An 11,803-nucleotide genomic window follows, 5' to 3' on the forward strand; every position below is an offset into this window, starting at 1 on the left:
TCAGAACACGTCCGAGGGGACGTACGTCCCCCAGACCTCGCGGAGCGCGCCGCAGACCTCGCCCACCGTCGCGCGGGCACGGAGGGCGTCCCTCATCGGGTACAGGACGTCCTCCGTGCCCTCGGCGGCCTTCCGCAGCGCGGACAACGCCGCGTCCACGGCACGTCCGTCGCGGCCGGCCCGCAGCGCGGCCAGCCGCTCCACCTGCGCCGCCTCGATCGCTGGGTCGACGCGCAGCGGCTCGTACGGCTCCTCCGCCTCCAGCTGGAAGCGGTTGACGCCGACGACCACCCGCTCCCCGGAGTCGGTCTCCCGGGCGATCCGGTACGCGTTGCGCTCGATCTCACCTTTCTGGAAGCCGCCCTCGATCGCGCTCACCGCCCCGCCGAACTCCTCCACCTTCGCCATCAGCTCCAGTGCCGCCGTCTCGAGCTCGTCGGTCATCGACTCCACGACGTAGGACCCGGCGAAGGGGTCCACGGTCGCCGTCACGTCGGTCTCGTATGCCAGGACCTGCTGGGTGCGCAGCGCGAGCCGGGCGGACTTCTCGGTGGGGAGCGCGATCGCCTCGTCGAAGGAGTTGGTGTGCAGCGACTGCGTGCCGCCCAGCACCGCCGCCAGCCCCTGGACGGCGACCCGCACCAGGTTCACCTCCGGCTGCTGCGCGGTGAGCTGGACGCCCGCGGTCTGGGTGTGGAAGCGCAGCATCTGCGACTTGGGGTTCCGCGCCCCGAACTCCTCGCGCATCACGCGGGCCCAGATACGGCGGGCGGCGCGGAACTTGGCGACCTCCTCCAGGAGGGTCGTGCGCGAGACGAAGAAGAAGGACAGCCGCGGCGCGAAGTCGTCGACGTCCATGCCCGCGGCGAGGGCGGTGCGGACGTACTCGATGCCGTCGGCGAGGGTGAAGGCGATCTCCTGCGCGGGCGAGGCGCCGGCCTCGGCCATGTGGTAGCCGGAGATGGAGATGGTGTTCCACCGCGGGATCTCCGCCCGGCAGTAGCGGAAGAGGTCCGCGACCAGCCGCAGCGAAGGCTTGGGCGGGAAGATGTAGGTGCCGCGGGCGATGTACTCCTTGAGCACGTCGTTCTGGATCGTGCCGGTGAGCCGGTCCGCGGGCACCCCCTGCTCTTCGCCGACCAGCTGGTACATCAGGAGCAGCAGGGCGGCGGGCGCGTTGATCGTCATCGAGGTGGAGACCCGGTCCAGCGGGATGCCGTCGAACAGCACCCGCATGTCCTCGACCGAGTCGACGGCCACGCCGACCTTGCCGACCTCGCCGTGGGCGAGGGGGGCGTCGCTGTCGTGGCCCATCTGGGTCGGCAGGTCGAAGGCGACGGACAGGCCCGTGGTGCCGTGGGCGATCAGCTGCCGGTAGCGGGCGTTGGACTCGGCGGCGGTGCCGAAGCCCGCGTACTGGCGCATCGTCCAGGGCCGGGTGGTGTACATCGTCGGGTGGACACCGCGGGTGTAGGGGTAGCCGCCCGGCTCACCGAGCCGTGCGCCCGGGTCCCAGCCGTCGAGGGCGTCGGGGCCGTAGACGGGCTCGATCGGCAGACCGGATTCGGACTCGCGTGCCATGCGTCATGCCTCCAGCGACTCGGCCCCCTTTCCTCAGTGTGCGGCGAACCGTGACCTGGCCCGTGCAACTACATGCCGGGGAAATCAGTCAAAGGGGGTACCGACTCACCTCCAGGGGGACGCAGTGGCACTCATATCCGTCACGAGATCACGCGCGGCGGCCGCGGCCGCCGCGCTTCTCACCGGGGCCCTCCTCGCCGGCTGCACGGCCCAGGCGAGCGAGCCCACGGCCAGGGCCTCCGCGGCACAGGACACCTCCGGCTCCACGGCGGGCCCCTCCGCGAGCCCGAGCGCGACGCCGAGCGCGGCGCCGGGCAGCGGCTCCCCCTCGCCGACGGCCTCGCCGTCCGCCACCAAGAAGCCGAAGGCCGACCGCACCCCCCGGGCGGTCGTCGTCATCGCGCGGGGCAGCAACAGCGCCCGGGTGCGCGAACTGCAGGCCCGGCTGAAGCAGCTCGGCCTCTTCGGCCAGAATCCCACCGGCTACTACGGCGACGTCACCGCCGCCGCGGTGCGCGCCTTCCAGTCCCGCAACAAGCTGCCCGCCTCGGGCACCGTCACCGACAGGACCTGGGCGAAGCTGCGCTCGGTCACCCGGCAGCCCACGCGCGACGCCATGTACCCGCCGACCCGCAACCCTGTCGCGAAGCTCGACCCGCGCTGCATGACCGGCCGCGTGCTGTGCGTGAGCAAGACCAGCCGCACCCTGGCCTGGGTCGTGAACGGCAAGGTCGTCTCGGCGATGGACGTCCGCTTCGGCTCCCAGTACACGCCCACCCGCGAGGGCACCTTCAGCGTCTTCGCCAAGAGCCGGAACCACGTGTCGACGATCTACCACACGCCCATGCCGTACGCGATGTTCTTCAGCGGCGGCCAGGCGGTGCACTACTCCGCCGACTTCGCGGCCCGCGGCTATGCGGGGGCCTCGCACGGCTGCGTCAACGTGCGCGACCTCGGCAGGATCTCGGCGCTCTTCGACCAGGTGCGGGTCGGGGACAAGGTCGTCGTCTACTGGTGAGCCCGGGCCAGGAGCCCGTCCAGCGCCCGCCCGAAGAGCAGTCGGCCGGCCCACGCGGTGGGCCGGTCGAACGCCCCCGGCAGCGGGCGCACCCGCAGGTCCTCGCGCCACACCACGCGGGAGCCCCCGTCCTGCCGCGGCCACACCTCGATCTCGGCCCAGCCGAGCACGGTCCGGCCGCGCTTCTCCAGCCGGCACCGCCCGGGGCGGCCCGCGTCCGGCGGCTCCCAGCGCACGATCTCCATGGGGTCGTCGACGGCCACCCGCCCGAGGCCGGTGCGCGCCGTGAACGACCGCTCCCCCGTGACGACGGCGGTGGTGAACGGGACCAGCGCGGCGTGGCGTTCCCAGTCGGTGACCCGGCGCCAGGCCTCGGCGGCGGGGAGCGGGGAGTGCCGCTCGATCCGGAAGATCACGTCGTCGACCCTACGCCGCCGACCCTGCGGCGCCACGTGAGGACGCGGGCGGAGCGGGGGGAAAGCGCTCCGCCCACGTCCCTCGTTGGGGGCCCGATACGGGGGGACCGGGCGACCCCTCGACCGATGACCAGTCGGTCTACTGGTTAAAGCGCCCGGGAGGCCGAAAGTGTCACACCCCGGACCCGCCGCGCCCTTGTGCGGACCGGTGGGGACGGGCAGAGCCCGGATCCGCGCGGCCGACGACCGGCCGGCCCGCCGGCAGGGGCGCGCGGCAGCCGGGAGGTGTCACCCGCCGCCGTGGCCGGGACGCGGTCCCGGCCGGCCCTCGGACGGGGCGGCTCGGGAGGTCGGGACGGCACGGGGTGCCGGGGCGGACGGGTCGGCCCGGAACGCCGGTGCGCTCCTGGCGTTGCCGCGCGGGCCGTGGTCCCCGTGGCGGTGGTGTCCGCCGGAACGATTCCTCAGACGGCCGCGGCCGTCCTGGGAGTCGTCGTCGCCCCGCTCGTTCCCCTTCCCGGCCTTCCCGGCCTTCCCCCCGTGCCCGGGGTTCCAGCCGAGCACCCCGGCGCAGTAGCGGCGGACCTGGTGCCGCCCGCCGCCCGCCGCCTCGCGCAGCTGCTTGTAGGCCTGTTCGTCCGCGCTCTTGCGGTGCCGTCCCGCCGCGGCGTACGCACGGCACAGCACCTTGTGGTCCACGGCCGGCGGGGAGGGCGGCGTCCCGGCGGGCCGGCCGGGGAGGACGGTGCCGTGGGTGCCGCCCGCGCCGCCCGCCGGGCGGTCGCGGCCCGGGCCGGAGCCGGGACCGGGGGTGGTCGAGGCCGGCGGGGTGGTACGGCCGGGGGACGGCGAACCGCTGTCCGAGGCCGCCGTGGCCGCACCTTGGGTGTGGACCGGTGCCGGGTCCGGCACGCCGTGGCCGAGCAGGGCGGGCAGCGCGCCGGCCGCGGCCGCCACGCCCACCCCCGCCACCGCGGCGGTCGCGATCAACGTCCCCGTCAGCGACCTGGAGTGCCGGGCCGTCCGGCTCCGCCCGCGCCGGGACACCGCACCCGCGCCCGCACCGGGCGACCAGTCGTCTGCCGTCCCGGCGCGGACGCCCGGGGAGCCCGCAGTGAGCGCGTCGTCGCGCGCGGCGCGGAACGCGGCGACGGCCGCCTCCTCGCGTTCCGGGTCGACGGGCGCGGGAGCCGCGGCGGCGGCCAGCAGTCCTGCCAGGGCGGCGGCCCGCTCGTCGCGCCAGGTCCGCTCCGCGGGATCGTCACCGTGGGCACCCCGCAGCAACCGCTCGGCGGTGGCGTCGTCCAGCCAGTCGTGTCCTCGGTTATCGCTCATCTCATGTCCTCAAGCGTTCGGGGCGCCGAAAACGTCACACTCGACGACCCGCCGCCGGAATCCAGCAGTTCGGCGAGACGGCGCAGGCCTCGACTGGTGGCCATGCGCATCGCACCGGGCCTCTTGCCGACGACCTCGGCCGCCGACCGGGAGTCCAGGCCCATCACCACGCGCAGCAGCACGGCCTCGGCCTGGTCCTGGGGAAGGGCGGCGATGGCCGCCAGCGCGGCGCCGGTGCCCACCGCGGCGACCGCCTCCTCGGCGGTGTCCGAGACGGCGGGCCGGTCGAGCAGTTCCTCCACCCCGGCGGCGGCGAGCGGCCGGCGGCCGACCGACCGCAGGTGGTCCAGCGCCCGGTTGCGGGCGACCCGGGCCGCCCAGCCGCGCACCGCGTCGCCGTCACCGCGGAAGCCCGGCAGATCGCGCGCTATCTGCAACCACGCCTCCGACGCCACGTCCTCGGCGTCCGCCGCGCCGACCAGTGAGCGTACGTACTGCAGCAGTTGCGGCTGCACCGCTCGGTACACGAACCGGAAGCCGTCCTCGTCCCCCTCTTGCGCCGCGCGTACCGCGGTCGCCAAATCCACGTTCGAGCCTCCCCCACGGAATCGCGCACCATACTGCCCCATCGTGGGCGCCCGCAGGGCCCCCGGGGGCGGCTACCCGCCGGTCACCATGGGTCAGGACAGCAGCCGGGCAAGCCGCTTGAGGCCGCGGTACGCCGCCGTACGGACCGCTCCCGCCCGTTTGCCCAGCACCCGGGCGGCGGACGCCGCGTCGAGCCCGACGACGACGCGCAGCAGGACCGCCTGCGCCTGGTCGGGCGGCAGCGAGGCGATCAGGAAGAGCGCGCGTTCGGTGGCGAGCGCCTCCAGCGCGGTCGGCGGTGTCCTCGGCCGCGGGGAGGTCCAGCAGTTCGGCGTCCAGCGGGCGGGCGCGTGGCCTGGCGTCCTGGCGCCGCAGGTGGTCCAGGGCACGGTGCCGGGCTATGGTCGCCGCCCAGCCCCGGAAGCCCGCCCCGTCGCCGCGGAACCGGCCGAGGTCGCGGGCGATTTCGAGCCAGGCGTCGGAGGTGACGTCCTCCGCGTCGTCGCCGACGAGGCCGCGCACATAACCGAACAGCAACGGCTGGAGGAGCCGGTAGACCACCGCGAAGGCGTCCTCGTCCCCGCCCTGGGCGCGCAGCACCGCGGCCCCGAGCTCCATGTCGCGGTCGGTCCGCCGATCGTGGCGCCCCCCGTTGCTGACCACACCGTCCCCTCGGGTCGCCGGCATCCTGCACAGCGCGGATTCGCACTGAATCGTCACACCTGTCGGGCCGCCCTGGCGATGGGTGTGACATTTTCGGCCTCGTAGACGCTTTAACAATCAGAAGCGGCCGAAGACGCTCCTGTGGGGGGAGGCGGACTTCGGCCGCTTCACCTGAGTGCGCCCGGTGCGGCCGCTCAGCCCGCCCTGTCGGCGAGGGCGGCGAAGTCCTGCCAGCTCAAGGCGGGCTGTCCGGGGTCCCAGAGCTTCTGGGTGAGCGCGCGCAGCGGCATCCGGATACCGGCCGCGACCTCGTCCTCGGTCTGGGCGTCCGCCCGGTCGCACCAGACGGCCAGCCGCGCGCCGAGGATGCGGTCGGGTCCGGCGAACTCCGCGGGCACGGCGGCGTCCCGGTAGACGACGGCCGGGGTCCACTCCTCGAAGATGCGCCGTCCGCTGGGGTAGGGGAAGTTCTCCGGTGCGCCGAGGACGTAGTAGAGGTACCAGGAGTTGAGGTTGAGCAGCTGCCGGCCCTCGCGCAGGTAGTCCTCGGGCAGCCGGCCGCGCAGTTTGTTGCTGGACCAGTAGGCCACCACCCGGTCCGGGTCCGCGGTGACCCGGGCGCCGTCGGAGAAGCCGTCGTTCCAGGCCTCGACCCGCTTGCCGAGCGACCGCAGCGTGGCGGCGCGGTCGTTGAGCCAGCCGGCCGCCGCGTCGGCCACGCCCGCGTCCGGGCCGTACCGCTCGCGCGCGTACGCGGTGATCTGCGGGAAGGACGCCTCCGGGTCGTCCGCCACGAGCGGTCCGTACTCGTCCCCGCCGATGTGCCAGTACGTACCGGGGAAGAGCGGCGCGTACTCCTTGATCAGGTCGTCCACGACGTCCGCCGCGCCGGGCCGGGAGATGTCGAGCGCCCCGCGCACGGGCGTGCCGTCCACGGAACGCAGCTGGAGGTCCGGGTGGGCGTCGAGCACCGCGCCCATGTGGCCGGGGCTGTCGATCTCGGGGACGACGGTGATGTGCCGCTGCGCGGCGAGGTCGACCACGGCGCGGACGTCCTCCTTGGACAGGTGCCGGGCCGAGACGATCTCGGGGTGGCTGTCGCTCTGCACGCGGAAGCCCTGGTCGTCGCTGAGGTGGAGGTGGAGCTGGTTGTACTTCAGGTCCCCCAGCTCGCGGACCCTGGCCTCCAGCCACTCGCGGGTGAAGTACTTGCGGCCGATGTCGATCATCAGCCCGCGCTCCTGGCGGTCCGGGCGGTCCTCGACCGTGCCGGCCGGCACCCGTCCGGTCGAGCGCACCGCTTGCAGGAGGGTGCGGGTGCCGTAGAAGACCCCGGTGTCGGTGCCGGCGCGTACTGTCACCCCGTCGACCGACGTTGTCATCTCGTACGACTCCGGTCCCGAATTACTCCGTTCGAGTGAAAGCGAGATGTCCCCCGGCCTGGCCGGCCCGCTGGCGTACGGCCGTCGGAGCTCCTCCGCGAGCAGCCGCGCCTCGTCCTCCACGGTGCTCCCGGCGGCCGCCACCACCCGCGAGCCGGGTCCCGGCACGAAGGCGGCGGTACCGGCGTCGGGAACGAAGGAACGGACGGCGGGGATCGACGGGAACCCGGCGGACGTGCCCGCATCCCCCGCCTGCGGGGTGCCGGCGGCGGTGGCCCCCGCGGGTGCGGCGAGTGCCGGACCGGCCCCGAGCACAGCGGTCAGTACGGCCGTCGCCGCGCACGCCGACGCACGTTTCGCCCGCTTCTGCCACATGATCCAAATTTATGCCCGTTATGCGGATCTCGCCGTGCGGACCAGGAGAAGTCGTGCACTTTCGTTCCCGTACGAGTGAAATTCGTGCATCCGTCGGACAGGGCCGAACATAGGCCGATACGGTGGTCGTCACTCGTCGTCCCACTGTGGTTCACGCCGCGCAGCCGCCCAGCGGTTCCCCCCACCGCCACCGTTCCCTCCCAGGAGCCCACCGCTGTCCAGCGACACTCCCGCCGTCCCGCCGCGGGCACCGGCGCACCTCCCCGCGCAGTCGCGCGGCCGGGTGCCCCGGCCTGCCCCGGTGGCCCGCCCCGGCCTCCCCCACGGCCTGCGGCGGCTCAACGAGGCCTCGCCCGGGGCGGCCGAGTCCGTCCTGCTGACCTGCTGCGGCAGCCTGCGCTGGGCCCGCCGGGTCGCCGCGCACCGCCCCTACCCCGACCTGGACGCGTTGCTGGCCGCCGCCGACGAGGCCGCCTACGACCTCACACCCGCCGACCTCGCCGAGGCCCTCGCCGCCGAGGCGTCCGGCGCCCCGCCGGACGCCGCCCCCACCCGCGGCAGCCTCGCCGCGCACACGGCGCTGCGGGCCGCGCAGGCCGCGTACGAGGCGCGCTTCGGCCATGTCTTCGTGCTGTCCCTCGCCGGGGTGCACCCCGGAGAGTCGCTCGACCGGATGCTGGCGTCACTCCGTCAGCGGCTCGGCAACGACCCGGACGAGGAGCGGGTCACGGCCGCCGAGGAACTGCGCCGGGTGACCCGGTCCCGCCTGACGCGGCTGGCCCTCGGGGACGCATCCGGCGGGCCGGGGGTTCCCGGCCGATACACCCACACGTGCGGGATCGATCACACCTGAAGGACCCGGCAGGACGTAGCCGACAAGCCGTCGCTACGATGGCCAGGGCCGGTGGACCGTACCCGGCCGGGCCGACCGACCAACGAAGCCGGCAGGCCCCACATCCGCTCCCGGAGGGTATTTTCCGTGCCGGCTGGAACGTTGTACCGCGGCCGGGAAGGCATGTGGTCATGGGTGGCTCATCGAGTCACCGGTGTCCTCATCTTCTTCTTCCTGTTCGTCCACGTCCTCGACACCGCACTGGTGCGTGTCTCCCCCGAGGACTACGACAAGGTCGTCAACACCTACAAGCAGCCCATCGTCAGCCTGCTCGAATACGGGCTGGTCGCGGCTGTCCTCTTCCACGCTCTGAACGGCCTGCGCGTCATCGCCGTCGACTTCTGGTCCAAGGGCCCCAAGTACCAGAAGCAGATGCTGTGGACCGTCGTCGGAATCTGGGTCGTGCTGATGATCGGGGCCATCTACCCCGTCCTCGGCCACGCCGCACGAGTGCTGTTCGGGAGCTGAGCGAAGTCATGTCCGCAACCGAACACGTGGAGCTCAGCTCCTCCAGCGCCGCCTACGGCCCCGACAACCCGGCCCCGGTCATCGAGCCGCCGCGCGCCCGTACCAAGCGCACGCCGCGCAGCACCCGGACCAACTTCGAGATGTACGGCTGGCTCTTCATGCGCCTGTCCGGCATCGTCCTGGTCGTCCTGGTCATCGGTCACCTTCTCATCCAGCTGGTCCTCGACGGGGGCGTGACCAAGGTCGGCTTCGCCTTCGTCGCCGGCCGCTGGGCCTCGCCGTTCTGGCAGACCTGGGACCTGGTCATGCTGTGGCTGGCGATGCTGCACGGCGGCAACGGCCTGCGCACCGTGATCAACGACTACGCGGAGCGGGACAACACCCGGTTCTGGCTGAAGATGCTGGTCTACACCGCGACCGCGTTCACCATCGTCCTCGGCACGCTGGTGATCTTCACCTTCGACCCGAACATCCGCTAGCCAGGGCTGGACAGGGAAGCGACCCCTCATGCAGATCCACAAGTACGACACCGTCATCGTCGGCGCGGGCGGCGCCGGTATGCGCGCCGCCATCGAGGCGACGAAGCGCAGCCGCACCGCCGTGCTGACGAAGCTCTACCCCACCCGCTCCCACACCGGCGCCGCCCAGGGCGGCATGGCCGCGGCCCTCGCGAACGTCGAGGACGACAACTGGGAGTGGCACACCTTCGACACGATCAAGGGCGGCGACTACCTGGTCGACCAGGACGCCGCCGAGATCCTGGCGAAGGAGGCCATCGACGCGGTCCTCGACCTCGAGAAGATGGGCCTGCCCTTCAACCGCACCCCCGAGGGCCGGATCGACCAGCGCCGCTTCGGCGGCCACTCCCGCAACCACGGCGAGGCCCCGGTCCGCCGTGCCTGCTACGCGGCCGACCGCACCGGCCACATGATCCTCCAGACGCTGTACCAGAACTGCGTCAAGGAGGGTGTGGAGTTCTTCAACGAGTTCTACGTCCTCGACCAGATCCTCGTCGAGGAGGACGGCGTCAAGAAGTCCGCCGGCGTGGTCGCGTACGAACTGGCCACCGGCGAGATCCACGTCTTCCAGGCGAAGGCCGTGGTGTACGCCTCCGGCGGCACCGGCAAGTTCTTCAAGGTCACCTCCAACGCGCACACCCTCACCGGTGACGGCCAGGCCGCCGTCTACCGCCGCGGTCTGCCGCTGGAGGACATGGAGTTCTTCCAGTTCCACCCGACCGGCATCTGGCGCATGGGCATCCTGCTGACGGAGGGCGCCCGCGGTGAGGGCGGCATCCTCCGCAACAAGGACGGCGAGCGCTTCATGGAGAAGTACGCGCCGGTCATGAAGGACCTCGCCTCGCGTGACGTCGTCTCCCGGGCGATCTACACCGAGATCCGCGAGGGCCGCGGCTGCGGGCCCGAGGGCGACCACGTCTACCTCGACCTGACCCACCTGCCGCCGGAGCAGCTCGACGCCAAGCTCCCGGACATCACCGAGTTCGCGCGGACCTACCTCGGCATCGAGCCCTACACGGACCCGATCCCGATCCAGCCGACCGCGCACTACGCCATGGGCGGCATCCCGACCAACGTCCAGGGCGAGGTCCTGTCGGACAACACCACCGTCGTCCCGGGCCTGTACGCCGCCGGCGAGGTCGCCTGCGTCTCCGTGCACGGTGCCAACCGCCTCGGCACCAACTCGCTGCTGGACATCAACGTCTTCGGCCGCCGGGCCGGCATCGCCGCCGCCGAGTACTCGGCGGACCACGACTACGCCGAGCTCCCCGAGGCCCCGGCGCAGTTCGTGGTCGACCAGGTCGAGCGGCTCCGCGCCTCCACCGGCAACGAGCGGGTCGCGCAGCTGCGCAAGGAGCTGCAGGAGACCATGGACGCCAACGTCATGGTGTTCCGCACCGAGCAGACCATCAAGACCGCCGTCGAGAAGATCGGCGAGCTGCGCGCGCGGTACCGGAACGTGTCGGTCCAGGACAAGGGCAAGCGGTTCAACACCGACCTGCTCGAGGCCATCGAGCTCGGCAACCTGCTCGACCTCGCCGAGGTCATGGCGGTCTCGGCCCTGGCCCGCAAGGAGTCCCGCGGCGGCCACTACCGCGAGGACTACCCGAACCGCGACGACGTCAACTTCATGCGGCACACGATGGCGTACCGCGAAGCGGGTGCCGACGGCGCCGAGTCGATCCGGCTCGACTACAAGCCGGTCGTGCAGACCCGCTACCAGCCGATGGAGCGTAAGTACTGATGAGCACCGCGACCCTCGACAAGGTCGAGGCCGAGGCCCAGGCCTCGCCCTACATCACGGTCACCTTCCGGATCCGCCGGTTCAACCCGGAGATCTCGGACGAGGCCACCTGGCAGGACTTCGAGCTGGAGATCGACCCCAAGGAGCGGGTCCTCGACGGTCTCCACAAGATCAAGTGGGACATGGACGGAACGCTGACGTTCCGTCGCTCCTGCGCCCACGGCATCTGCGGCTCCGACGCCATGCGCATCAACGGCCGCAACCGGCTGGCCTGCAAGACCCTGATCAAGGACATCAACCCGGACAAGCCCATCACCGTCGAGCCCATCAAGGGCCTGACGGTGCTGAAGGACCTGGTCGTCGACATGGACCCGTTCTTCCAGGCCTACCGGGACGTGATGCCCTTCCTGATCACCAAGGGCAACGAGCCGACGCGCGAGCGCCTGCAGTCCGCCGAGGACCGCGCGCGCTTCGACGACACCACCAAGTGCATCCTGTGCGCCGCGTGTACGTCGTCCTGCCCGGTCTTCTGGAACGACGGCCAGTACTTCGGCCCGGCGGCCATCGTCAACGCCCACCGCTTCATCTTCGACTCGCGTGACGAGGGTGGCGAGCAGCGGCTCGAGGTGCTGAACGACAAGGACGGCGTGTGGCGCTGCCGCACCACGTTCAACTGCACCGACGCCTGCCCGCGTGGCATCGAGGTCACCAAGGCCATCCAGGAGGTGAAGCGCGCGCTCATCACGCGTCGCTTCTGATCCCCTCCGCCGAGGCTCTCCCGAGGGCCCCGCACCCGGTCTCCACCGGGTGCGGGGCCCTCGGG

The 11,803-nt window shown here is 72.4% G+C and carries 11 protein-coding genes and 1 pseudogene; 6 read left to right on the plus strand and 6 right to left on the minus strand.

Annotation, left to right across the window (positions count from 1 at the left end):
- A complete protein-coding gene (locus OIE69_RS16960; RefSeq protein ID WP_326572759.1) occupies positions 1–1,581 on the minus strand; it encodes an acyl-CoA mutase large subunit family protein in 1,581 nt (526 codons plus the stop codon).
- Between the two features lie 124 nt (positions 1,582–1,705).
- Between OIE69_RS16960 and OIE69_RS16965 the strand changes: the two genes are divergently transcribed.
- A complete protein-coding gene (locus OIE69_RS16965) occupies positions 1,706–2,599 on the plus strand; it encodes a L,D-transpeptidase family protein (protein ID WP_326572760.1) in 894 nt (297 codons plus the stop codon).
- Here the strand turns inward: OIE69_RS16965 and OIE69_RS16970 are convergent.
- From OIE69_RS16970 to OIE69_RS16990, 5 genes and pseudogenes are all read right to left on the minus strand, one after another.
- The gene (locus tag OIE69_RS16970) at positions 2,590–3,015 is read right to left on the minus strand and encodes an SRPBCC family protein (RefSeq protein ID WP_326572761.1); all 426 of its coding nucleotides are present in this window, start codon (positions 3,013–3,015) and stop codon (positions 2,590–2,592) included. The two genes, OIE69_RS16965 and OIE69_RS16970, sit on opposite strands and share 10 nt — an antisense overlap.
- Positions 3,016–3,303: 288 nt before the next feature.
- Complete coding sequence (locus OIE69_RS16975; protein WP_326572762.1) at positions 3,304–4,350, minus strand: hypothetical protein; 1,047 nt, start codon at positions 4,348–4,350, stop codon at positions 3,304–3,306.
- Positions 4,347–4,979, minus strand: coding sequence for an RNA polymerase sigma factor (locus OIE69_RS16980; protein ID WP_326572763.1), 633 nt, complete (start codon positions 4,977–4,979; stop codon positions 4,347–4,349). Before OIE69_RS16980 ends, OIE69_RS16975 begins: the two co-directional genes overlap by 4 nt.
- A gap of 51 nt (positions 4,980–5,030) precedes the next feature.
- Positions 5,031–5,556 (minus strand): annotated as a pseudogene (locus OIE69_RS16985) (RNA polymerase sigma factor).
- Positions 5,557–5,795: 239 nt separating this feature from the next.
- Positions 5,796–7,358, minus strand: coding sequence for a family 20 glycosylhydrolase (locus OIE69_RS16990; protein WP_326572764.1), 1,563 nt, complete (start codon positions 7,356–7,358; stop codon positions 5,796–5,798).
- 301 nt (positions 7,359–7,659) lie between these two features.
- On the opposite strand from OIE69_RS16990, the gene OIE69_RS16995 reads away from it, so the two are divergent.
- From OIE69_RS16995 to OIE69_RS17015, 5 genes are all read left to right on the plus strand, one after another.
- Positions 7,660–8,211: a 2-oxo-4-hydroxy-4-carboxy-5-ureidoimidazoline decarboxylase gene (locus OIE69_RS16995; protein ID WP_392567520.1), complete on the plus strand. Its 552-nt coding sequence runs from the start codon at positions 7,660–7,662 to the stop codon at positions 8,209–8,211.
- A gap of 126 nt (positions 8,212–8,337) precedes the next feature.
- Positions 8,338–8,718 (plus strand): succinate dehydrogenase, cytochrome b556 subunit, encoded by a 381-nt coding sequence (gene sdhC / locus OIE69_RS17000; RefSeq protein WP_078620037.1) that lies wholly within the window; start codon positions 8,338–8,340, stop codon positions 8,716–8,718.
- An 8-nt stretch (positions 8,719–8,726) separates the two neighbouring features.
- The gene (locus tag OIE69_RS17005) at positions 8,727–9,197 is read left to right on the plus strand and encodes a succinate dehydrogenase hydrophobic membrane anchor subunit (RefSeq protein WP_326572765.1); all 471 of its coding nucleotides are present in this window, start codon (positions 8,727–8,729) and stop codon (positions 9,195–9,197) included.
- A 28-nt stretch (positions 9,198–9,225) separates the two neighbouring features.
- Entirely contained in the window at positions 9,226–10,980 is a 1,755-nt protein-coding gene (gene sdhA, locus OIE69_RS17010; RefSeq protein ID WP_326572766.1) for a succinate dehydrogenase flavoprotein subunit, read from the plus strand.
- Complete coding sequence (locus OIE69_RS17015) at positions 10,980–11,738, plus strand: succinate dehydrogenase iron-sulfur subunit (protein WP_018561261.1); 759 nt, start codon at positions 10,980–10,982, stop codon at positions 11,736–11,738. Before sdhA ends, OIE69_RS17015 begins: the two co-directional genes overlap by 1 nt.
- Positions 11,739–11,803: the final 65 nt, after the last annotated feature.

The organism is Actinacidiphila glaucinigra (assembly GCF_035918135.1).
In the GTDB taxonomy this organism is placed as follows: Bacteria; Actinomycetota; Actinomycetes; order Streptomycetales; family Streptomycetaceae; genus Actinacidiphila; species Actinacidiphila glaucinigra.